Here is a 20,906-nt window from a genome sequence, read left to right as displayed (position 1 = left end):
ATCGCGCATTCACGCGCTGGCGGCAACGGTCTGTCCGGCCACGGGGCGCCAGCGCAGCAGATAGTCTTCGATCATCGATACGGCCGTATCGAGCACTAGCGCGAACACGGTCAGCACCAGAATCCCCGCGATGACCGAGTTGATATCGAACACGCCTTCGGCCAGCAGAATCAGATAGCCAACGCCTTTCTCCGAGCCCAGATACTCGCCCACCACGCTGCCGACGAACGCGATGCCGATCGCGTTGTGCAGGCTCGAAAACACCCAGCTCGTCGCCGATGGCAGATACACATGCCTCATCAGTTGACGCGAGTTCGCCCCGAGCATCCGCGTATTGGAGAGCACGGTCGGGCTCACTTCGCGCACACCCTGGAACACGTTGAAAAAGACCACGAAGAAGACGAGCGTCACGCCCAAGGCGACTTTCGACCAGATGCCCAGCCCGAACCAAAGCGCGAAAATCGGCGCGAAAATCAGGCGCGGCATGGAGTTCATCGCTTTGATGAACGGATCGAACACGACCGCCAGAAACGGGCTAAGGGCAAGCCAGAGACCGCATCCCAAACCCAGAACCGTGCCGATTGCGAACGCAAGCATCGTTTCGAGCAGCGTCGTGTACAGATGGCGAAACACCGAGCCCGTGACGAACCACTCGACGATGCGACGCGCCACGCCTACCGGATCGCCGAAGAAGAACGGCGACAGCCATTTCTGATACGTGCCGAGCCACCAGATGAACAGGACGCCGAGCAGGATTGCGAGCCGCGTCGCCAGAACGGTGAAGCGATTGCCTGGACTAAACTCGATTGCGCGCATAGCTTTTCAGAACCTCGCCTCTAAGCACGTCCCATATCTGGGTGTGCAGTTGAAGGAAACGCTGCGTCATGCGGATCTCCGACATCTCGCGCGGCCGCTCGAGATCGATCTCGAACTCAGCGATAGGTCGTGTACCCGGTCCCGCCGATAGCACGATGACCCGGTCGGAAAGCGAGATCGCCTCTTCGAGATCGTGAGTCACGAACATCACGGACTTGCGGTCGTTCGACCACAGCCGTAACAGCTCGTTTTCCATCAGATGACGAGTCTGGATATCGAGCGCGCTGAACGGTTCGTCCATCAGAATGATGCGGGGATTGAGCGCCAGGGCTTGCGCGAGACCGGCCCGCTTGCGCATGCCGCCCGACATCTGATGCGGATATTTCTTCCCATGACCTTGCAGCCCTACTCGCTCGAGCCAGCCGCGGGCGACGCTCAAGGCTTCCTCGCGCGGCATCCCGCGAAAGATCAGGCCGATGGCAATGTTCTCTTCGGCGGTCTTCCACGGCATGAGCGCATCGACCTGGAACAGGTAGGCGGCCTGCGTGTTGAGACCGTGAGTCAGTTTCTTGCCGAACACGCTCAGGCTGCCCGACGAAGGCCGGGTAAGCCCGGCGGCGACGTTCAACAGTGTCGACTTGCCGCAACCCGTAGGACCGACGATCGAGACGAACTCGCCGTCTCGTATCGTCAGGCTTCCGCCGGAAACCGCGGTGTAGGTCTGCGCTCTCTTGCCGTTGCCGGCAAAAGTGCAGGTCACGTTGTCGAAGCGTAACGCTTCGCGCGCTTCCGCCGGTCCGCTGTCGAGCGGGACGCTATACGCGGCGGTGCTCATGGCTGGACCTCTGCCGCCTTTCTGACAAATCGATTGTCGTAGGTCGTGGCGAGGTCGATCTTGGCCGAGGCCACCGCCGGGTCGAAGGCCGCAAGCACTTCATGCACCGTTTGGGCGCCCTTGGCCGTGATTTCCCCGTTCTGCGCGATGCAGCGTCGGCTGTTCGTGAAGGCCTCGGCGTAGAGCGCCTTGTTGTCGCCCAGAAACTGCGGCGGCACGTTGTCGGCGACCTGTTGCGGCGTCGCCGTGGCGATCCACTTTTCCGCGCGCACGATCGCATTGGCGACTGCCTGAACCGTCTTCGGATTCTTGTCGATGAAGTCCTGCGTCGCGAATACGCTCGACTCGGGATAGTCCGCCCCGAACACCTTCACGTTGCCGTCCGCAGTACGCATGTTCTCGAGCGGTCTCAGGCTGCCGTCTTTCGTCAGGATCGTGGCACTGGGATCGTTGACGATAAGCGCATCGATTTGCCCCGCACGCACCGCCGCAACGGCGCCGGCCGCCTGCCCCACCCCGATGATCGATACGTCCGAAGGCTGCAGCCCCGCCTTGTGCAGGATGTAGTTGACCGCCATGTGCGTGCTGGAGCCTGGCGCGCTCACGCCGATTCGCATGCCCTTCAAATCCTTGGGCGACTTGACGTCGGTCTCGTGTTTCTGCGATACGCCGAAGATCCATCCCGGGCAAATCACTTGTGCGGCCACCACGACGAGGTGCTGACCCTTCGTCGCCATGGTGATCGTGTTCGAGTACGCGCCCGCCACCATATCGGAGCTGCCGCCCAACAAGGCCTCCAGCGTCTTCGAGCCGCCCGAGAATGCGGCGATGGTTACGTCGAGCCCCTCGTCCTTGAAATAGCCGCGCTGCTTGGCGACGAGCATCGGCAGGTATGTGATGCCCGTCGACGCCGCCGCGATATGCAGCTCGGGCTTCTCAGGCGTGTCCTTCGCCACTGCCGTGGCCGATGCGCAAACGAGTCCCACGGCTGCGCACAGTGCAACTGCGAGTTTCAGCTTCATGGTTGTCTCCTCCCTTTCAAGGGATGTGGGTGCGAAAACTGCCCTGCAAGGCTGGCCTTGCGTGATCGTGACGCCGCGCTGCCAGCCGGTCCAGGCCGCGATCCGCCCTAAACGACTTCTTTCTGCAAGGCTTCGACCACTGCATCGCCCATGTCACGGGTGCCGACGCTTTGCGTACCTTCCTGATGGATATCGGCGGTTCTGTAGCCGGCGGACAGCACGGCCCGCACGGCCTGTTCGACGCGCTCGGCGGCGTCTTCCATCTCGAAGCTCTCGCGCAGCATCATCGCGAGCGACAGGATGGCAGCAAGCGGATTGGCGATGTCCTTGCCTGCAATGTCCGGCGCCGACCCATGCACGGGCTCGTACAGCCCTTTGCGGTCGTAGCCCAGCGAAGCCGACGGCAGCATGCCGATCGATCCGGTCAGCATGGCCGCGGCGTCCGACAGAATATCGCCGAACAAGTTGCCCGTGACGATGACATCGAACTGCTTGGGCCGGCGCATCAGCATCATGGCGGCGGCGTCGACGAAGAGATGGCTCAGTTCGACGTCCGGATAGTCCCGCCCGACGCGCGTGACAGTTTCGCGCCACAATTGACTCGCCTCCAGCACGTTGGCCTTGTCCACCGAGCACAGCTTGTGGTGACGTCGACGAGCGGCGCGGAAAGCCGCGTGCGCGACGCGTTCGACTTCCGATTCCGAATAGCGCATCGTGTTGAAGCCGACGCGCTCGCCTGCCTCGTTGGTCTCGAAGCCGCGCGGCTGACCGAAATAGGCATCGCCGTTCAGCTCGCGAACGATCACGATGTCGAGTCCATCGACGACTTCCGGCCGCAAGGTCGAAGCGCCGATCAGTTCCGGGAACATATAGGCCGGACGGAAGTTCGCGTACAGCGTGAGCGCTTCGCGCAACTGCAGGAGACCCGTTCCGGGACGACGCTCGCGGGGTATCCCTGCTTCGTCCGCGACGCCTACCGCACCGAACAGGATGGCGTCGGCCTTGCGCGCCACGTCGAGCGTGGGCTGCGGAAGGGGTACGCCGTGCGCCCGGATGCCGGCCTCGCCGATATGCGCCTCCTGGGTCTCTGCATGGGGCGCCACGACTTGCAGCACCTTGAGCGCCTGCGCCACTACTTCCGGACCGATGCCATCACCGGGCATGACTGCAATCTTCATCTGAACTCCTCCAGGTCGTTTTGGAAAGCGCGCGCCTCAATAGGCATCGGCACGATTGCGCTCGAATGCATCGATGCGGTCTCGATGCGAAAGCGTGTAATCGATCTCGTCCATGCCGCGCAGCAGGCATTCCTTCGCGAAGGGCTCCATATCGAAAGGATGCGAAGCGCCATCGGGTAACGTCACGGTCTGCGCGGGCACGTCAATGGAGATCCGGCTGACTGCCCTGCCGCCGAGGCTTTCCAGGAGCGGAAGCACGACGCTCTCCGGCAGCACGATCGGAAGCAGCCCGTTCTTCAGGCAGTTGATGAAGAAGATATCGCCGAAGCTCGGGGCGATCACCGCCCGGATTCCGTAGTCATACAGCGCCCAGACCGCGTGCTCCCGCGAAGAGCCGCAACCGAAATTGTGGTTCGCCACCACGATGCGCGCCTCGCGAAACGACGCCTGGTTGAGCACGAACTCAGGCTTCTCGGCGCCATCCGGACCGAAGCGCAGCGCACGAAAGAGGAACTGGCCGAAATCGTCGGAGCGGGGTTTTTGCAGGAAGCGCGCGGGCAGGATCTGGTCCGTGTCGCAATCGATGCCGGCGATCGGGACGGCGACCGCATCGAGGTGAATCAGGCTTTCCATTTCATGCTTCCAGGAGACGGCGCACATCGGTCAGACGCCCTGTCACGGCAGCGGCAGCAGCCATGGCCGGACTCATCAGATGCGTGCGCACCCCAGGTCCCTGACGGCCCACGAAATTGCGATTCGAAGTGGAAGCGCAACGCTGCCCGGGCGCGGCGATATCGCCGTTGGTTGCAAGGCACATCGAGCAGCCGGGATAACGCCACTGAAAACCGGCTTCCTTGAACACGCGGTCCAGTCCTTCCGCCTCGGCCTGAGCCCGTACCTCGTGCGAGCCCGGCACGACCCACGCCTCGACGCGAGATGCGATGCGACGGCCGCGCGCCACCTCCGCCGCGCTGCGCAAATCCTCTATGCGCCCGTTCGTGCACGATCCGATGAACACCCTGTCGATCGCCACGCCTTCCAGCGCCGCGTTCGGAGGCAACCCCATGTAGTTCAGCGCTTTCGACATCGCCGCGCGTCGATCCGGGTCGGCTTGTCGCGCGGGATCGGGAACGCGTCCGTCGATGCCGCAGGCGTATTCGGGCGTCGTGCCCCACGTGACCATCGGGGCGATGTCCGAGACGTCGATGTGTATTTCCCGATCGAAGGGCGCGCCGGGATCGGTGAACAAGTCGCGCCATTGCGACATCGCGCGGTCCCACGCATCGCCATCGGGTGCGTAGGGACGCCCCGCGATGTACGCGAACGTGGTTTCGTCCGGTGCGATCATGCCTGCTCGCCCGCCAGCTTCGATGGTCATGTTGCAGAGCGTCAGCCGGCCTTCCATCGACAGGCCGGAGATCGCGGAGCCCGCGTACTCGATGACGTGGCCCACGGCGCCGGCCACGCCGATCCGGGCGATCACGGCGAGAATCAGGTCCTTGGCGGTGACGCCCGTGCCCGGCCTGCCATCGAGTGTGACGCGCATGTTGCCCGACTTGCGTTGCCACAGGCATTGCGTGGCGAGCACGTGAGCCACCTCGGTCGCGCCGATTCCGAAAGCAAGCGCGCCCATCGCCCCATGTGTCGATGTGTGGCTGTCGGCGCAGACGACGGTCATGCCGGGCAAGCTCAACCCTTGCTCGGGCCCGACCACGTGAACGATGCCGCGACGGGAATCGTCCATGTCGAACAGCGTGATCCGAGACTCGGCGGCGTCGCGCTGAAGCGCCTGAATCATGCCGCGCCGCTCCGGGTCGGCCACCGCGGACAGGTCGTTTGCGACGCTGGAAACGTAGTGATCCGCCGTGCCGAAGATGCGCTCGGGGGAGCGTGGCGTCAGGCCGCGCTGACGCAACAGATCGAAGGACTGCGCGGTGACGTCGTGAATGAAATGGCGGTCGATGAACAACAGATCCTGTCCGTCGTCACGCGACATGACCCGGTGACGGTCCCAGATCTTGTCGTAAAGCGTGCGCGGGCGACCCGCTCCTTGTTCGAGTTGCATCGCTTCGTCTCACTCCGTGAATGCGCCGTTTGCGAACGCTTGCGTACGCTCGGCGGGTCGGTGTTGTGAGAGCATCATGCGCCAGACGCACTGCGTTGTACGTGCTATTTCGGCAAGGCACCATCGTGAAACGCGATGCCGGGGCCGCCCCTGCGGTGGACGACGCGATAGTCGAGGTGCAGCCCCGGCTCCATGCTTGCCAGATTCCGACTGTGGACAGCGGCAAAACGGCAGGCTGGAAGCGGCGAGATATGCCCGGCGGCGGGTTCCGATGCGTTCAGTCGACAGAAGATTCGAGCTCCGAACCGCTGCGAAACCGCGCGGGCGACACGTCGTGATACCGCCGCCACACGCGCCGAAAATCCCGGACGGATGCGAAACCGGACTCCTCCGCCACGCGCTCGATGTTGTAGTCCGACTGAGCGAGCAAGCGCTGCGCGCTCGCCACCCGCAGACTCTGCTGATACTCCAGTACGGTGACGCCCGCGTGCTCCGCAAACAGGCGGCTCAGATGCCGCTGGCTCACATGCGCGGCACGCGCGAGTTCGGCGACGCTCCAGTCGCGCGCAGGGTTTTGCGCGATGGCATCCTGCGCGCGATGCACCGCCGGATGCATGTGATTCCGATGCGCAAGCCACGGCGAAAGCTGCACGTCGTCGCCTGCACGGCGCTGATAGACCACCTGACGGCGTGCGATATCGGCGGCGCGCTCGGCTCCCGCATAGTGCTCGATCAGATACAGCGACAGGTCGATACCCGCGGTGATTCCGGCGCTCGTCAGCACGTCGCCGTCATCGACGAACAGGCAGTCGTATTGCACGCGCGCCGTCGGTTCCGCGCGCGCGAGTTCATCGACGAGTCCGAAGTGCGTGGTGCAGCGCCGTCCCGCAAGCAGCCCCGCGCGCGCAAGCAGGAGCGCGCCGGAACAGATGCTGGCGATGCGCGTGTCTTCGGCCGGGGCGCATCGAAGCCACTGCGCGACCGTATCGAACGGCGCGTTCGTGCCCGGCTCCGGCGACTCCGTGCTGCCGACGACCATGACGAGACTGTTCCGCGGCAGCCTGTCGGGCAACGGTTCGATACCGTCGATGAAGGTGCCGAGCGACGTCGCCGCGCGCTCGAGCGGGCCGCAGTGATGCAGCGCGAAAGGCCCGCCGGCTTCGGCCGCCATTCGCATCGCCTCGGCCGGGCCGGCATAGTCGAGCATCAGCACGGGCGGCGTCAGCACGAACCATACGGATATCGGCGGAATCATGCGGCTTTTGCCGTGCGCCACGCAGCGAGCGCGTCGTCGGTTGTGGCGATGCGCGCGAAGCGTCCCTGCAGCACGAGTTCCGTATGCGCCTTGATCTCGGACGTCGAGTAGACGCGGCCGCTGATGGCGTGAGTCATCGGAAACGTGAGGGTAGCCTCGGTCACGTAGTCGACGGCATAGCCGATGTCCGAGGCGACTCGCGTCGTCGTCTCGCAGCACTGTTCGGTGCGGATGCCCGCGATCACCAGATGATCGATCTGGCGCCGGCGCAGCCACAGGTCCAGGCCGGTATCGGTGAACGCGTTGTGCGTGTGTTTCTCGAAGACGACATCGGGCGAAGCGGGCAACCAGTCCAGCGGCTTCACAAAGCCCGATTCCTTCTTGAACGGTCCGGCCTTGCCGACATGGAAGATATGAACCACCGGAACGCCGGCTTCGCGCGCGCCGCGGTCGAGGCGCAGTACGGCTTCCTTGAAAGCCGGCAGATCCGTGTCGGACCAGTCGGGCATGTGGCGAAACGATTCCTGAACGTCGATGATGACGAGAGCGGAACAGCGTTGGTCGGCGGTCATTTTTGGCCTCGATGATTGAACGTGCAATCATCATAATGCCCCGTCAACCGCACAGGAAAGAGCATTACGCGTCATCTTTGCGGACAAAATCCGCCATCACAGCCCATAAGTTCGTCGGGCAGCATCGCGAGTATCCATGCCGCTGCGTTGCGACCGGATGCGGCCAGCCCTACACTTGGCTACGCGCATCGCGCGCGGGAGCAACGTGTCATGGTCGAAGTCCTCGTCATTCTCCAGCTATCCATATCGGCCGCCGAGCGCGATGCCGTCATGCGCGCCGCCCCGCCGACGCAATCCATCTCGAACCGCGTATACGTGAGCACCGCGGATGCTTCGGCCGTTCCACGCATCGCGTCGATGCACGGCGTCGCCAGCGTGCTGACGCACGCGGAATCGTCGGTGAAGCAGTCGAACGGGCTCGACGATACCGAAGCGCTTTTCGTCGATGCATGGATGTCGCGGCTCGGCCAGGTCAAGACGCGCCGTGGCGATCAGCTCGACTGGGACACGCCGCCGATGCAACCGCCCGATCCGAAGCGGTGACGCATCGGCCGCGTGGACCCCTAGCCCATCGCGCTCAGGAAACCGATCCGCCTCCGAGTGCTTCCATCGTGAGTTCCGGTTGCGGCGCGGGCGCATCGCCGGGTTGCGGACTGCCGCCGAAGTATCCGCCGCCGAACGCGTTGCCGCCGCCGGCGGTAGGGGTGCGGGTCGCGGTCGAAGTCGACGCGAGGCCGCCGCCGTTCGACGAACCGCCGCCGACGCCCGCGAGCCTGCCCGAATCCGGGGCCGATACCGCCGTGCCCTCGCCGTTCACGCTCCCCATTCCATAGCCCGCTTCCCCTGCCAGCGTGGCTGCGCCGGGACCGCCCTTGCCATCCTCGTAAGAATCGAACGCCGATGCCGATGCGCTCGCCATGCCGCCGTAAGAAGCCGCGACCGATGATGGCGTCGGACTCTGCGCGCCGGAGCCCGGCACTACGTCGAGATCGACGAGCCGCATGCCTTGCGCCGATACCTCTTCCCATTTCGCGACGAAGTGCTGCCAGTCGGCGCCGGACCACAGGTAGTACGCATCCGCGCCGGGCAGCCAGACGCCCGAGAAGCGCTGACCTTGCGCGGACTGCGTGATCTCGATATCGACGAGACGCAGATTCTGCTGGGCGAGCTCCTGCCACTTCGCGACGAAGTTGTTCCAGTCCGCATTGACCCAGAGATAATGACCGCCCGTGCCCTGCCGCCACACGCCGAAGAAGCGCTGCTCGCTGCCCACGTCGACGATCTTGAGATCGATGAGACGAAGGTTCTGATCCGCGAGCTGCTGCCACTTCGCGACAAAGCTGTTCCAGTCGGCGTTGATCCAGAGATAGTAGCCATCGTCGCCGGGCAGCCAGACGCCCGAATACAGCAGCGTGCCGTTGACGTTCTGCACTTCGAGATCGACGAGCCTCAACCCCTGGGCGCCCAGCTCCTGCCATTTGGTGATGAAGTCCGCCTGATTCGCGTTGACCCAAAGGTAATAGCCGCCCGTGCCCTCGCGCCAGACGCCGTGGAATCGCTCGGAACCGTTCTCGCGCGTGATCTTGAGATCGGCGAGACGCAGATTCTGCTCCGCGAGTTGCTGCCATTTCGCGACGAAACTGTTCCACGATGCGTTGACCCACAGATAGTGCGCGTCGTTGCCCTGCCGCCATACGCCGGTGTAGGTCTGTGTAACGAGCGGAAAGCCGAGATGGAACGGCGTGTGCACGCACATGTTCCAGGTGTTGCCCTTCATCAGACAATCGACGCCGCCCCCTGGCGCGCAATTCGCGCAGTTGGCGTTCGGTTTGAAGTACACGCCCCACGATCCGCCGCAGTTGCAGCCGCTCGCCGCGTATTCGTCCGGCGCGCCGAAAATGTGCCCGCTTTCGTGCGCGAATACGCGGTCGATGTTGTCGGGGCCCCATCCATCGTTGTCGTAGTTCATCACGAGACGCGGGCCGCCGATCGACGCATAAGCAAAATGCCCGAGCGGATACTTGGTGAAGAAGCCGCAATATGTCCAGTCGGTGCCGAGATCGGTGCGCAGCTTTTCGATGTACGCCGTCACCGCGCCCATGCCCGTGCCGTAGCCGAGCTGCGTCATCGCGGGATCGCGCCACAGCGTCTCTTTTTCATCGAAAGTCAGCGTGTCCGCGCCGGGCTGCACCTCCACCGCGACGATCTTGATGTCGTACTTGAAGGTCAAGCCTTCCGGGTTTTGCGTCGCCAGCCAGCTCAGTCCGTTCTGCACTTCGGCGACGACCTTCGTACGCTCGTCCTGCGAAAACTTGAGATTGTCGTTCGGTCCTTCCACGATCACGATTCCCACCGCGACCGAGCCGGTCAGACGCTGGCTCGTCGGCGCGCCCGCCTGCGCCATCGCCCTTTCGGCGCGCTCCCTGGAGTCTTCGGGCGGCGTACACGAATACTGCATTTCCTCGCTGGAATCCCACGACTCGCCCTCGCGCGGACGCGATGACTTCGCGGTCCGATACGCGCTCGATTCGCGCAAGGCGAACGCGTTGTAGCCCAACTGCTCCGTCGCCGACAGCGAGTCGACCACCATCGCGGATGCCTGCAGCGATTCGTACGCCAGCGCCTTTGCGGCGGGTTCCGCCGATTCCTCCATCACGATCACGCGCGAACCGTAGACATGCACGACACGGCGGCTCGATGTGGATTCGGGATGACGCCGCGCCTCGGCGAATGCGCCTGTCTCGGGCAAGATCACGACACGTTCACGAATGTTGATATCACCGGCCATTTCAACCTCCTTTGAAGAGATAGGGATTTCCTGGAAGGCCATTGAGTAAGGGGTCTTCAGGAAGCGCGTGTTGAACACGCTCGTCGTCTGCGCGCTATCAGGTCAGCTCGCAGTGATCGGGATGCCGAAGAAATACAGCCTCGATCGAAGGGACGCGCCGTGATACGGCGCCCATGAGTCGCGTTCTTCGTCAGAATGGGCGCAACGGTTTTTTGAGGGCCGCATTGCGAAGATCGTCCGCTTACCTTGCAGCGCGCGTTTTTATCGGCACCTTAGGTAAGACGCGTTCGCTCGGCCCGATTGAAAGCCTAGTAATCTTTCGATGCGATTTTTATTCTTTTTTCGCGCCGTTCCAGTGGCCTTTCGACGCGGGAGGCCGACTCACACCCGGAGGATCGAACGATGACGAAGTACCTAATCTCCTTCCCTGCATCGGCGATGCACGTCTCCGATGAAGACATCGACGCGGTCGGCGAAGCGGCACGCGCGGTCATCAGAGAGGCGAAGGAAGCGGGCGTCTATGTGTTCGGCGGCGGTATCAATGGGAACGTGACGCCGCAGATGGTCGCCGCCGACGGCACCGTCACGAACGGGACGTATCCGCAGACGAAAGAGTTCGACGGCGGCTTCTGTGTGCTGGAACTTCCATCGCGCGAAGCGGCCGTCCAATGGGCCGCTGACATCGCCAAAGCCTGCCGCTGTGCGCAGGAACTCCGCGAGTTCGGGTACGACCCGGAGAGCTGACACGCTCAACCAAGTCGACGACTGCCGCCACCTTGTATCGCAACGTATCGGCGGCGGCTGCGGATACGCGCGATTACACAACGCCTCGATTTCGACACGCACAGGATACGTCGGCGCGCTTCAATACGTCCATCGCGCAGCAGTGAGCCGCGCCAGCAGCGGGATTCGACGTATTACGTATGCAACGCGATCCGAGCCGAACGATCGTGTTCGAAGCGCAGTACGCGTGACGGAGTCGGCCGCCGAAATAGCTTTGCCTTCATCAGGAGTTCTCATGTCATATAACAAGACGCTTCCCAAGTCGCCGTCGCGCCGCCGCTTCGTCGAGGTTGCGGCGGCCGGTATCGCAGCGGCATCGCTGAACAAGCTCGCGTTTGCTGAACCGAACTCATCGATCGTCTCAGTCGCGAAGACCGCGAATATCGACAAGGAAGCGATTCGTCCGCTTCGCGTGCATGTTCCCGAAGCGCAACTCACCGATCTGCGCCGCCGCATCAAGGCAACGCGCTGGCCCGAGCGCGAGACCGTTTCCGACGAATCGCAAGGCGTGCCGCTCGCGATGATGCAGGAACTCGCGCGCCACTGGTCCACGGACTACGACTGGCGCAAGTGCGAGGCGAAACTGAACGGCTATCCGAATTTCATCACCGAGATCGACGGGCTGGACATCCACTTCATCCACGTTCGCTCGAAGCACGAGAACGCGATGCCGCTCATCGTCACGCACGGATGGCCCGGATCGGTGATCGAGCAATTCAAGATCATCGATCCGCTGACCAATCCCACGGCACACGGCGCGAGTGCGTCGGATGCGTTTCATCTGGTGATCCCGTCGCTGCCGGGCTATGGCTTCTCGGGCAAGCCGACGGCGACCGGCTGGGGACCCGAGCGCACCGCACGCGCGTGGGTCACGCTCATGAAGCGGCTCGGATACGACAAGTTCGCGGCGCAAGGCGGCGACCTCGGCGGCGTGGTCGCCAACGTGATGGGCACGCAGGCGCCGCCCGAGTTGCTCGGCATTCACGTCAACTTCCCGGCGACCGTTCCCGCCGATATCGCCAAAGCGCTGCAGGCAGGCGATCCGCCACCTGCGGGCCTCAACGATGAAGAAAAGCACGCGTACGAGCAGCTTGCCAGCGCCGCAAGAAAACGCCGGGCGTACGCGCTGGAAATGGGCACGCGCCCGCAAACGCTCTACGGCATCGCGGATTCGCCGACAGGTCTTGCCGCATGGCTGCTCGATCATGGCGACGGCTACGTGCAGCCTGCGGCGGCGCTGACTTCGGCGGTGTTCGCGCGCGACGTCAACGGCGAATCATCAGGGGCGATGACGCGAGACGATATTCTCGACGACATCACGCTCTACTGGCTGACGAACACGGGTGTCTCGTCCGCGCGCTTCTACTGGGAATCGCACTTCAACTTCCTTGCGGCCGCCGACGTATCGGTTCCCGCGGCCGTGAGCGTGTTCCCGCGCGAGAACTATCAGGCGCCGCGAAGCTGGACGGAGCGCGCTTATCACAACCTCATCTGGTACAACCGGCTCGACAAGGGCGGACACTTCGCGGCGTGGGAACAGCCGGACCTGTTCGCCGGGGAAGTGCGTGCGGGGTTGAGGTCGTTGCGCACGTGAGCGCGTGCTGGGCCACATCGCAAGACGAACGTTCAGCGCGTCGACGGCATGTCCGCGATCGCATCCCGCTTCGTGATCCACGCCTAATAAGCGATGCGCGTAACCACGCTGAAGGACATATCGTTCTGTTCCAGGCGTGCAGTCATTGCCTCGCGTGCGTCCGCATTGGTCGGAACGTCCAGGTAGCTCTTGCCCGCAAAGCCCGGCTCGAAACTTACTTCGGCTTCGTCGGCAATCGCCTGAAGAATCTCGTGCTCGGCGGATTGAACGAGCTGGTCGTCATCGGTATGGCTTACTGCGAAGCAGGTGAGCATCGTTTGACCCCTTGCGATTGTGCTGTGACGCTGATGCGTCTCGACTGCGAAACGGGCGAGCGCCTGCGTGGCGCACAAGTGCCGACGCATCTATTGTCGCCTCGGATGAGCGACATGATTACTTGACAAAAAGTCAGTGGTGCCGAGATCGAAACAGGCGGAATACAGTCAGCTTCCTCGTGAATTGCCGGGCTAGAATTTTGGGCTCGTGTACGGCCGATGGCACCGATCGGCCAATTCGCGACATCGCTTGAATGAAACAGCGGCGAGCGGTACTTTCGAACCGCTCGCCGCCCGCCATACCGCCATTCGTTGCGCCGCGTTCCTTACTTCTGAACGACGACAGCCTTGTTGAACGAACCGCCCTGCGTGATCGCAGCCGCATTGCCGATACCGCTCTGAGTCACCGAGCCGTAGTTGGCGTTGCCGATCTGGACGATCGAAGCCGTGTTATACGCACCGGTTTGCGAAGCATCCGCGGAGTTGAAGTAGCCGACTTGCGTCAGCGTCATGTCTTCGTGCGAGCCCGACTGCTTGCCCTTCGCTTCGTTGAAGCCGCCGCCCTGACCGGCCAGCAGCGTCGATTCGAACGCGCCTTGTTGCGTCAGATCCATGTTGTTGTTCGAACCGACCTGCACCGCGGCTGCCAGGTTGCTGCCGCCATCCGTCTGATGAACGGCCGCCGTGTTGCGATCGCCCGCCTGAACGACATACGTGTGATCGTTGGCTTCGCGATACTGATCGACGTATGCCGTGTTGTAGGCCGAGCCGGTTTGCAGGATCGTCGTCGTTTCGTTGGTCGCGTTGCCTTGCGTCACCTGCGCATAGTGCGGTGCGCCTGCGCCGCTCTGGTCGATGGTGGTCGTGTTGCCGCCGCCGTTTTCCGAATGCACTTGCGCGCGGGCGAAGTCGGCCTGCCTGATCGACACGTTGTCGCCGATTTCCGAAACCTGCTCGATCTTGCCGTCGTTATGATCGCCGATCTGATCGATGCGAGCCGAGTTGTAGCCGCCATTCGTCTGCGTCACCGTCGCGATGCCGTTCTTGTTGCCTTGCAGGATGTCGACGCGGTTGCCGATCGTGGTCGTCTGCGTGACCGTCGCTTTTGCGCCGTCGCTCACGCCTGCCGTCTTGCCGGTGCCTTGATCGATGTTGACCGTGTTCCAGCTCGAGCCGGTGCGATTGATGGTCGCCGAGTCGTTCTTGCCGAATTGCGTGACCGTGTCCTTGTCGTACGACGAAGCCGTCTGCGTCACGTTCACCGTGCTGTTGCTGCCCGTTTGCTTGATGGTGGTCTTTTCACCGATCGCCTGCTGCTGCGTGAGCGTCGCGCTCAGCTTCGATTCGCCCGAAACGCGTGCCGCGTTTTGCTGGATGTCGGTCACGTTGGCGCCGCCGTTGCTCGAAGTAACGGTCGCGCTCGAACCGTCGCCGTTCTGCTGGACCTTCACGCGGTCATGGCTGGACGCCGTCTGCGTCACGCCAGCAGTGTTGCCGTTGCCATACTGCTCGACGATCGCGCCTTCGCCGACCGACGCTGCAAAAGCCGACGTCGATGCCAATGCTGCCAGACCCATAGCGATGATGATTGCCTTCACTTTCATTTTTATGCCTCGTTGACTTGATGTTTTTTGCACGTAGATTCGTAACCCTAACGGACGTCAACCCCCGCTGACGCCCGGCCCTGCACACTCACACACCTACCTGTACTGCGTGGTCTCCTCGCCTGCCTACTTCATCAGAACCGCAGCCCGGGCGCCGCCCGTCTGCGTAACCGATAATCCTGAACCGTTCCTGCTCTGCAAGATCGAAATCTCGTTGTTGTTGCCAAGCTGCGTCACCGACGACGACATCGAATTCCCGACCTGCGTGACCGTTGCTTCGTTACCGCTGCCGTTCTGCATCGCGATCGACCGGTTGTACTGACCCGACTGATATCCGGCGTAAAGATTGGCGGCGCCGCTTTGCTGAAGCACGGTCCAGTTGTCGTTGCCGGCCTGCGCCGTCGCCGCCGCGTTCGCGATGCCGATCTGATTGGCCATCAAGCCGTTATGTCCGGCCTGAATCGCGTCGAGACGATTACCCTGGCCGTGTTGCGACACGCGAGCGACTTGCGTCGCGCCGCCGAAGCCCGGTTCCGGCGGACCGAAATCCGAGACCGACGACAGGTCCGCCGCATACACCGCGAGCGAGACGACCGCGCCGAGCGCCGCGCACACAGCGACCTTCGATGCGCGCATTGGCGCACGCGATGCTTTCATGCTGATCTCCTTCGCTGAGACTGATTAACTGCCGATGGTCTTCGGCGGATCGATTCTCACCGGGCTATACGACGGGTTCACGTCTTCCATCGTCTGCGCGTAGCCCTGGTTTTCCTGCAGATATCGCTGCATCGTCGGGTCGTACCAGTCCTTCGTGTCCCTGAGCGCCCACGACTGGTTCGCGACGCCTTGCACGATCAGATGCACGAGCGCCGATTCGATCGCTTCGTTCACGCACAGCTGCTGCGGCTCGTTGCGCGTCATGCCGGCTTCGGCCTGCAACAGATCCTTGAAGCCGATGAAGCGATACACGCCGGTATCGACCTGAATCGAATAGATGGTCTTGGTCGTCGACACGCTGTTGAGTATCGTGCCGTTGCGGATATCCACGGCGCGCAGGTTCACCGTCACTTGATCCACGCGATATTGTTGGGATGCCGAAATACCCAGATACGCGATGCCCGCGCCGCCCGTGCGAATGTTCGTGTCGTAACCGACGATGCCGCCTTCCAGCACGATGCTCGCCGGTGCGAGCGCGCCGATCTGCGGTATCGCGTTCTTTTTATCGTCCGGCGTTTCCAGCGCGCGCATGATCTTGCGTTCGGTCAGGAGGTCCTGAAGGTTTTCGCGCTCGACGGGCGTGAACCAGCCGGAATCGCGCATCGCCTTCACGAGAAACGAAGCGCCGCCCTGCGTCACCTGCGACGAGAACGAGCTGTCCGGCGACGGCTTGTACTGGCCCGTCAGATCGCGAAAACCGTACACGGCCGCGACGATGCGCCCTTTCGGCGGCGGCAGGTGCGTGAGGTCGCGCGTCACGCGCGTCGGCGGCGTGAGCGTCGCGTTGCCCGCCGAAGGCATCGGCGTCGTGACGCAGCCGGTCAACAGCATCGTTGCAAGGAGCGTGGCGCCCAGTGCCGCGCGCGTCGCCAGTGTCGTGATAGCTTCTTTGTTCATGTCGTATGCGCGCTCGCGTTACTGTCCGTTGCCGACGACGAAGGTCGTCGAGGCGCCCGTGGTCTTGTCGGTCGTCGTCACTTGCAGATTGCCGCCGGTAACTTGCGTGATCGCAATCGAGAAGTTGCCCGTGTTGATCGTGCCGGGATGCAGCGTGCCGTCCGTGCCGACGATCGAGCTCGATATCGACGACGCGACGCGCGACAGAATCGCCTGCTGCAATTGCGTGTTGAACTGGTCGAGCGTGGACTGGCTGCTCGTACCGAGGTTCTCCGTCGACGGATCCTTGTACTTGTTCTGCGCGTTCGCCTCGTTGAGCAGATTCGTCCCGTTCAGCGGATTGCCGCCGAAGTTCGGATTCACCGGTTCATACACAAGCGAAGTGGCTTGCGCGGCGATAACCGGCATCGCAAGCGCGCAAGCGAGCAACGCGCGTTTCAAGAGCGCATTCGTTTTCATTGCGGTTTCCCCGTATTTTTTGGCCTTACTGCATCGATTTTCTTATGATGCGATTTTTTTATAGTTCGTCCATCGCCATGTCGGCGTCGCGGAACAGCAGACGGGTCAGGTCCGCCTGCATCACGTTCTGAAAGGCGATCTGCGCCGCGCCTTCGGCAATCGGCTTCACGTTCGAGCGCGCAATCGGCAGGAACGCCTGGAACACGCGACGCTGGCCGTACTCCACCCACACGAGACTGCCGTAGCGCGGCGACGGCCGCTCGTGCACCGAAACGATGTAGCGCTCGGACAGCGGGATGGCGCCCCAAGCCTGCGCGAACCAGGTGTAGAAGTCCTGCCCCGCGAGCGTCACCGTGTCGGTCGTGACCACGCCGCCGAGCGTATCGTCGAGCGCTTGCTTGCCTTCGATATCGACGGTGCGCGAGCGTGCCGTGCCGGCGAGGGTGGCGCTCTTGTCGAGCGACGATGCGGCATTCACCGTGCCGCGCGGCGTGAGAGGCGCGCCATTGGCGGCCGGCAATTCGCCGGTGTTGCCGACCGGACCGGGCGTCGGCGTGCTGGGCAGCGAGATGAGCGGTTGAGCCTGAGACGCCGTGTTCACGTGCGCGGCCGGCTGCGTTTCCGCATCCTGCGCATTCGCATTGATCGCGACGATCGAAACCCCGATGCACACTGCGATGACCCGCCCTTTGACAGGCGCGTTGTTCTTCTCACGCTGCATGACTTCCCCGTATGTCTTTGGCCGCTATGGTGCTGCCTTCAGACGGTCTGTTTTAAACGCTTCGTTTTTATTTGTACGACGAGACGGATTCTCCGTAATAACCGGTAATGGCTATGTTGTCCGCGCCACATTCATGCCAAGAAAATCGCAAGCAACGACGCATCGGCTCAAAGCGTTGCGCCGATGTTTTCGCGCGTCTACCCAAGGAAACGTTTGCTGGCAACCAAGGACGACGCCCGATGTTGGTGCAGCCGATACATCAAACGTGCGCCGCTTTCACCGCGGATGGGCAATGCGCTCCGTCCGAACCTGCGCAACGCCGCCAGCAGCCATAAAAACCGTTGGCACGATTCCCGCTTAGAGGGGATGGCAAGGAGCCGGCGCATCATCCGGTTCATCGAACAATCTGGAAATGGACGGCTAGGGTTCCGGTCTGCTTCACGCGGATGCTGGTCCGAGAGCTGTCGACCTCAGGCGAGGTTACACGGCGGGATAAAAGCCCGGGAGAGAACGCGATGAGTCGCGCTGCTCCCTTGCCGTCGCCAACCGTCTCCTTCGAGGTCAACCTCATGCGCAAGCTCGCTCGCTTTCTTGGCATCGCCGCACTCTCCGTCGCCGCTTTCGCGTCCAGCGCCGCATCCGCCGCGCCGCGCAACGACTTCAAGGTCTGCTGGACTATCTACGCGGGCTGGATGCCGTGGGGCCAGGCCAAGACGCAGGGAATCGTCTCCAAGTGGGCGAAGAAGTACGGCATCAATATCGATGTCGTCCAGCTGAACGACTACGTCGAGTCCATCAATCAATACACGGCCGGCAAGTTCGACGGCTGCGCGATGACCAACATGGACGCGCTCACGATCCCGGCTTCGGGCGGCGTGGACTCGACGGCGCTGATCGTCAGCGATTACTCGAACGGCAACGACGGCGTCCTCATGAAGGGCAAGGGCAAGCAGATCGCCGATCTCAAAGGCCAGCAGATCAACCTCGTCCAGTTCTCGGTCTCGCATTATCTGCTCGCACGCGCACTCGAAAGCGCGCACATGAGCGAGCGCGACCTCAAGGTCGTCAACACGTCCGACGCCGATATCTCCGGCGCATTCGCCACGCCCACCGTGCATAACACGGTCACATGGAATCCGATGCTCGCCGACCTGAAGGCGCAGCCGAACGTCACCGAAGTCTTCGACTCCAGCAAGATTCCCGGCGAGATCATGGACATGATGGTCGTCAATACGAAGACGCTGAAGGACAACCCGGCGCTCGGCAAGGCATTGACCGGCGCATGGTTCGAGATGGTCGCGCTGATGCACGGCGATTCCCCCGAAACCACGAGCGCGCTGACTTCGATGGCCAAGGCGTCCGGCACCGATCTCGCCAACTTCAAAGGCCAGCTCTCGACCACCGCCCTCTTCTACACGCCGAAGGCCGCGCTCGAATTCGTGACCAGCCCCGACATGCCGAAGATCATGACGCGCGTCGCCAAGTTCTCGTTCGATCACGGCCTGCTGGGGCAAGACGCGAAGAGCGCGGATGCCGTCGGCATGGCGTTCGACAAGGGCGTCGTCGTCGGCAACAAGAACAACGTGAAGCTGCGCTTCGATCCGGCCTACGTCGAGATGGCGGCGGCCGGCAAGCTCTGAGCGCTTCAGGTTCTACTACATGGCGGTCAACATGCGACTCATCAATCGACATCCGAGCAGGACCGGCGCGCTGATGCTGTTACTGCTGCCGTTCGTCGTGCTGCTCGCGGTGTATTTCACCGGCTCTTCGATGCGGCTCGCCGACAATCCCGACGACAAGCTGTTGCCGAGCGCGACGCAGATGAGCGATGCGATGAAGTCCGCCGCCTTCACCGAAGACAAACGCACCGGCGAGTATCTGCTCTGGACCGATACCGCGTCGAGCTTGCGAAGGCTCGGCATCGGGCTCGTCGCGAGCGCGGCGATCGCGCTCGTTGCGGCCATCGCGACGGGATCGTTTCCGCTCGCAAGCGCGACGCTTTCGCCGTTCATCACCGTCATATCGATGGTGCCGCCGCTCGCCGTGCTGCCGATTCTCTTCATCGTCTTCGGTCTCGACGAACTGTCGAAGGTCGTGCTGATCGTCATCGGCATCACGCCGATGATCATTCGCGATCTGCACGCGCGCGCCGCCGAAATCCCGGCCGAGATGTGGATCAAGGCGCAGACGCTCGGCGCGAACAGTTGGACGCTTGTTCTGCGGCTCGTGCTGCCGCAGCTTCTGCCGCGCCTGCTCGTCGCGATCCGGCTTTCGCTCGGCGCCGCATGGCTCTTTCTCATTGCAGCGGAAGCGATCGCATCGACCGACGGGCTTGGCTATCGCATCTTTCTCGTGCGGCGCTATCTGTCGATGGATCTCATTCTTCCCTACGTCGCGTGGATCACGCTGCTCGCGTGGCTCACCGACGAACTGCTGCGTCGACTCACGCAGTGGTGCTTTCCGTGGTACGGCGGAGGCGCGCGATGATCGTCGTTCGCAACGTATGGAAAAACTACGGCGATCAGGTCGTGCTGGAACGGCTGAATCTCACCGTGAAGGAAGGCGAATTCTGTTCGATGGTCGGCGCGTCCGGCTGCGGCAAGTCCACGTTTCTGCGCCTGCTGCTCGGACAGGAACGGGCGACGCGCGGCGAGATTCTGCTCGACGGCGAACCGCTTCCCGCCGAACCGGACGCGCATCGCGGCGTCGTGTTTCAGCGCTACTCGGTCTTCGATCATCTGAGCGTGCTGCGCAACGTGATGCTCGGTCTCGAACTGCCGCGCGCGAAATTCACGGGACGGCTCTTCGGCGCACAACGACGCGCCGCACGCGACGAAGCCGCCGCGATGCTCGAACGCGTGGGTCTTGGCGCGGCGCTCGACAAGTATCCGCAGCAACTTTCGGGCGGCATGCAGCAACGGCTCGCCATCGCGCAGGCGCTGATGATGAAGCCGCGCGTGCTGCTGCTCGACGAACCCTTCGGCGCGCTCGATCCCGGCATCCGCAAGGACATGCATGTGCTGTTGTCGGAGTTGTGGCGCGAATCGAAGCTCACGATTTTCATGGTCACGCACGACCTCAAGGAAGGCTTCACGCTCGGCAGCCGCGTGCTCGTCTTCGACAAGGTGCGCGTCGATCCGCAAGCGCCCGGCGCGTACGGCGCGCGCATCACCTACGACATTCCGCTCGACCGCACGCGCGCCTCGGCATCGGCGGTGCATATGGCGCAGGCCGCGGTGCAGGGCGCATCCAGCATCGAACTCGTCTCCGACTAAAGGAAGCTCTA

21 protein-coding genes and 1 riboswitch are annotated in these 20,906 nt (G+C 62.9%); of the genes, 6 read left to right on the top strand and 15 right to left on the bottom strand.

Translation table 11 applies throughout. From position 1 onward, the window contains the following. Window positions 1-9: 9 nt before the first annotated feature. The 8 genes from LDZ23_RS26335 to LDZ23_RS26300 form a co-directional block, all read right to left on the bottom strand. Window positions 10-816 (bottom strand): ABC transporter permease, encoded by an 807-nt coding sequence (locus tag LDZ23_RS26335; protein WP_008346615.1) that lies wholly within the window; start codon window positions 814-816, stop codon window positions 10-12. Continuing rightward, on the bottom strand, window positions 797-1,651 hold the full coding sequence (locus LDZ23_RS26330; protein WP_008346614.1) for an ABC transporter ATP-binding protein: 855 nt from the start codon (window positions 1,649-1,651) through the stop codon (window positions 797-799). Before LDZ23_RS26330 ends, LDZ23_RS26335 begins: the two co-directional genes overlap by 20 nt. After that, on the bottom strand, window positions 1,648-2,673 hold the full coding sequence (locus LDZ23_RS26325; protein WP_008346612.1) for an ABC transporter substrate-binding protein: 1,026 nt from the start codon (window positions 2,671-2,673) through the stop codon (window positions 1,648-1,650). The genes LDZ23_RS26330 and LDZ23_RS26325 overlap by 4 nt, the downstream gene beginning before the upstream one ends. Before the next feature lie 107 nt (window positions 2,674-2,780). Continuing rightward, window positions 2,781-3,851, bottom strand: a complete 1,071-nt coding sequence (gene leuB / locus LDZ23_RS26320; RefSeq protein WP_008346610.1) for a 3-isopropylmalate dehydrogenase — start codon at window positions 3,849-3,851, stop codon at window positions 2,781-2,783. Between the two features lie 36 nt (window positions 3,852-3,887). Then, window positions 3,888-4,484: a 3-isopropylmalate dehydratase small subunit gene (gene leuD, locus LDZ23_RS26315; protein ID WP_008346609.1), complete on the bottom strand. Its 597-nt coding sequence runs from the start codon at window positions 4,482-4,484 to the stop codon at window positions 3,888-3,890. 1 nt (window position 4,485) lies between these two features. Beyond that, the gene (gene leuC, locus LDZ23_RS26310; RefSeq protein ID WP_008346606.1) at window positions 4,486-5,916 is read right to left on the bottom strand and encodes a 3-isopropylmalate dehydratase large subunit; all 1,431 of its coding nucleotides are present in this window, start codon (window positions 5,914-5,916) and stop codon (window positions 4,486-4,488) included. Window positions 5,917-6,193: 277 nt separating this feature from the next. After that, window positions 6,194-7,171 carry a GlxA family transcriptional regulator gene (locus LDZ23_RS26305; protein ID WP_008346605.1) on the bottom strand — a complete coding sequence of 326 codons (978 nt, stop codon included), beginning with the start codon at window positions 7,169-7,171 and terminating at the stop codon, window positions 6,194-6,196. Then, window positions 7,168-7,743 (bottom strand): isochorismatase family protein, encoded by a 576-nt coding sequence (locus LDZ23_RS26300; protein WP_008346604.1) that lies wholly within the window; start codon window positions 7,741-7,743, stop codon window positions 7,168-7,170. Before LDZ23_RS26300 ends, LDZ23_RS26305 begins: the two co-directional genes overlap by 4 nt. 210 nt (window positions 7,744-7,953) lie before the next feature. Between LDZ23_RS26300 and LDZ23_RS26295 the strand changes: the two genes are divergently transcribed. Further along, window positions 7,954-8,286 carry a hypothetical protein gene (locus LDZ23_RS26295; protein WP_008346602.1) on the top strand — a complete coding sequence of 111 codons (333 nt, stop codon included), beginning with the start codon at window positions 7,954-7,956 and terminating at the stop codon, window positions 8,284-8,286. A gap of 34 nt (window positions 8,287-8,320) precedes the next feature. Here the strand turns inward: LDZ23_RS26295 and LDZ23_RS34890 are convergent, their stop codons facing one another. Continuing rightward, entirely contained in the window at window positions 8,321-10,531 is a 2,211-nt protein-coding gene (locus tag LDZ23_RS34890) for a hypothetical protein (protein WP_051996391.1), read from the bottom strand. A 402-nt stretch (window positions 10,532-10,933) separates the two neighbouring features. Here LDZ23_RS34890 and LDZ23_RS26285 point away from each other — a divergent pair, with 402 nt between their 5' ends. Together LDZ23_RS26285 and LDZ23_RS26280 are read left to right on the top strand one after the other, a co-directional pair. Beyond that, complete coding sequence (locus LDZ23_RS26285) at window positions 10,934-11,275, top strand: YciI family protein (RefSeq protein ID WP_008346598.1); 342 nt, start codon at window positions 10,934-10,936, stop codon at window positions 11,273-11,275. 274 nt (window positions 11,276-11,549) lie between these two features. Next, the gene (locus LDZ23_RS26280; RefSeq protein WP_244808291.1) at window positions 11,550-12,908 is read left to right on the top strand and encodes an epoxide hydrolase family protein; all 1,359 of its coding nucleotides are present in this window, start codon (window positions 11,550-11,552) and stop codon (window positions 12,906-12,908) included. A gap of 83 nt (window positions 12,909-12,991) precedes the next feature. Here LDZ23_RS26280 and LDZ23_RS26275 read toward each other — a convergent pair whose 3' ends face one another. The 6 genes from LDZ23_RS26275 to LDZ23_RS26250 all read right to left on the bottom strand — a co-directional run bounded on the left by LDZ23_RS26275 (window position 12,992) and on the right by LDZ23_RS26250 (window position 17,620). Continuing rightward, entirely contained in the window at window positions 12,992-13,222 is a 231-nt protein-coding gene (locus LDZ23_RS26275; protein ID WP_144403629.1) for a hypothetical protein, read from the bottom strand. A gap of 326 nt (window positions 13,223-13,548) precedes the next feature. Further along, window positions 13,549-14,826, bottom strand: coding sequence for a curlin associated protein (locus LDZ23_RS26270; RefSeq protein ID WP_008346592.1), 1,278 nt, complete (start codon window positions 14,824-14,826; stop codon window positions 13,549-13,551). A gap of 126 nt (window positions 14,827-14,952) precedes the next feature. Next, window positions 14,953-15,483 (bottom strand): hypothetical protein, encoded by a 531-nt coding sequence (locus LDZ23_RS26265; RefSeq protein WP_008346589.1) that lies wholly within the window; start codon window positions 15,481-15,483, stop codon window positions 14,953-14,955. Window positions 15,484-15,507: 24 nt separating this feature from the next. After that, window positions 15,508-16,440, bottom strand: a complete 933-nt coding sequence (locus LDZ23_RS26260) for a CsgG/HfaB family protein (protein ID WP_008346587.1) — start codon at window positions 16,438-16,440, stop codon at window positions 15,508-15,510. Between the two features lie 18 nt (window positions 16,441-16,458). Beyond that, window positions 16,459-16,899 (bottom strand): curli assembly protein CsgF, encoded by a 441-nt coding sequence (locus LDZ23_RS26255; protein WP_008346584.1) that lies wholly within the window; start codon window positions 16,897-16,899, stop codon window positions 16,459-16,461. A gap of 58 nt (window positions 16,900-16,957) precedes the next feature. Further along, window positions 16,958-17,620, bottom strand: a complete 663-nt coding sequence (locus LDZ23_RS26250; protein WP_008346582.1) for a CsgE family curli-type amyloid fiber assembly protein — start codon at window positions 17,618-17,620, stop codon at window positions 16,958-16,960. Window positions 17,621-18,029: 409 nt separating this feature from the next. After that, window positions 18,030-18,129, top strand: a riboswitch (guanidine-I (ykkC/yxkD leader). 60 nt (window positions 18,130-18,189) lie between these two features. On the opposite strand from LDZ23_RS26250, the gene LDZ23_RS26245 reads away from it, so the two are divergent. Genes LDZ23_RS26245 through LDZ23_RS26235 form a run of 3 tightly spaced genes read left to right on the top strand, consistent with a single transcriptional unit; the run spans window position 18,190 to window position 20,895 of the window. After that, complete coding sequence (locus tag LDZ23_RS26245; protein WP_008346580.1) at window positions 18,190-19,260, top strand: putative urea ABC transporter substrate-binding protein; 1,071 nt, start codon at window positions 18,190-18,192, stop codon at window positions 19,258-19,260. 31 nt (window positions 19,261-19,291) lie between these two features. Beyond that, window positions 19,292-20,107: an ABC transporter permease gene (locus LDZ23_RS26240; RefSeq protein ID WP_008346577.1), complete on the top strand. Its 816-nt coding sequence runs from the start codon at window positions 19,292-19,294 to the stop codon at window positions 20,105-20,107. Continuing rightward, window positions 20,104-20,895 carry an ABC transporter ATP-binding protein gene (locus LDZ23_RS26235; RefSeq protein WP_008346574.1) on the top strand — a complete coding sequence of 264 codons (792 nt, stop codon included), beginning with the start codon at window positions 20,104-20,106 and terminating at the stop codon, window positions 20,893-20,895. Before LDZ23_RS26240 ends, LDZ23_RS26235 begins: the two co-directional genes overlap by 4 nt. Window positions 20,896-20,906: the final 11 nt, after the last annotated feature.

The sequence above is a fragment of the Caballeronia zhejiangensis genome, assembly GCF_022879815.1.
GTDB classification, from domain to species: Bacteria; Pseudomonadota; Gammaproteobacteria; order Burkholderiales; family Burkholderiaceae; genus Caballeronia; species Caballeronia zhejiangensis.
This window is presented reverse-complemented; position numbering and strand designations above follow the sequence as displayed.

What these genes read in the sequence shown, in the direction of transcription:
- LDZ23_RS26335 (WP_008346615.1), bottom strand. Translation starts at nt 816, where the DNA reads ATGCGCGCAATCGAGTTTAGTCCAGGCAATCGCTTCACCGTTCTGGCG.
- LDZ23_RS26250 (WP_008346582.1), bottom strand. Translation starts at nt 17,620, where the DNA reads ATGCAGCGTGAGAAGAACAACGCGCCTGTCAAAGGGCGGGTCATCGCA.
- LDZ23_RS26325 (WP_008346612.1), bottom strand. Translation starts at nt 2,673, where the DNA reads ATGAAGCTGAAACTCGCAGTTGCACTGTGCGCAGCCGTGGGACTCGTT.
- LDZ23_RS26330 (WP_008346614.1), bottom strand. Translation starts at nt 1,651, where the DNA reads ATGAGCACCGCCGCGTATAGCGTCCCGCTCGACAGCGGACCGGCGGAA.
- LDZ23_RS26285 (WP_008346598.1), top strand. Translation starts at nt 10,934, where the DNA reads ATGACGAAGTACCTAATCTCCTTCCCTGCATCGGCGATGCACGTCTCC.
- LDZ23_RS26240 (WP_008346577.1), top strand. Translation starts at nt 19,292, where the DNA reads ATGCGACTCATCAATCGACATCCGAGCAGGACCGGCGCGCTGATGCTG.
- LDZ23_RS26275 (WP_144403629.1), bottom strand. Translation starts at nt 13,222, where the DNA reads ATGCTCACCTGCTTCGCAGTAAGCCATACCGATGACGACCAGCTCGTT.
- LDZ23_RS26270 (WP_008346592.1), bottom strand. Translation starts at nt 14,826, where the DNA reads ATGAAAGTGAAGGCAATCATCATCGCTATGGGTCTGGCAGCATTGGCA.
- leuD (WP_008346609.1), bottom strand. Translation starts at nt 4,484, where the DNA reads ATGGAAAGCCTGATTCACCTCGATGCGGTCGCCGTCCCGATCGCCGGC.
- LDZ23_RS26260 (WP_008346587.1), bottom strand. Translation starts at nt 16,440, where the DNA reads ATGAACAAAGAAGCTATCACGACACTGGCGACGCGCGCGGCACTGGGC.
- leuC (WP_008346606.1), bottom strand. Translation starts at nt 5,916, where the DNA reads ATGCAACTCGAACAAGGAGCGGGTCGCCCGCGCACGCTTTACGACAAG.
- LDZ23_RS26280 (WP_244808291.1), top strand. Translation starts at nt 11,550, where the DNA reads ATGTCATATAACAAGACGCTTCCCAAGTCGCCGTCGCGCCGCCGCTTC.
- LDZ23_RS26235 (WP_008346574.1), top strand. Translation starts at nt 20,104, where the DNA reads ATGATCGTCGTTCGCAACGTATGGAAAAACTACGGCGATCAGGTCGTG.
- LDZ23_RS26265 (WP_008346589.1), bottom strand. Translation starts at nt 15,483, where the DNA reads ATGAAAGCATCGCGTGCGCCAATGCGCGCATCGAAGGTCGCTGTGTGC.
- LDZ23_RS26305 (WP_008346605.1), bottom strand. Translation starts at nt 7,171, where the DNA reads ATGATTCCGCCGATATCCGTATGGTTCGTGCTGACGCCGCCCGTGCTG.
- LDZ23_RS26295 (WP_008346602.1), top strand. Translation starts at nt 7,954, where the DNA reads ATGGTCGAAGTCCTCGTCATTCTCCAGCTATCCATATCGGCCGCCGAG.
- LDZ23_RS34890 (WP_051996391.1), bottom strand. Translation starts at nt 10,531, where the DNA reads ATGGCCGGTGATATCAACATTCGTGAACGTGTCGTGATCTTGCCCGAG.
- LDZ23_RS26300 (WP_008346604.1), bottom strand. Translation starts at nt 7,743, where the DNA reads ATGACCGCCGACCAACGCTGTTCCGCTCTCGTCATCATCGACGTTCAG.
- LDZ23_RS26255 (WP_008346584.1), bottom strand. Translation starts at nt 16,899, where the DNA reads ATGAAAACGAATGCGCTCTTGAAACGCGCGTTGCTCGCTTGCGCGCTT.
- leuB (WP_008346610.1), bottom strand. Translation starts at nt 3,851, where the DNA reads ATGAAGATTGCAGTCATGCCCGGTGATGGCATCGGTCCGGAAGTAGTG.
- LDZ23_RS26245 (WP_008346580.1), top strand. Translation starts at nt 18,190, where the DNA reads ATGCGCAAGCTCGCTCGCTTTCTTGGCATCGCCGCACTCTCCGTCGCC.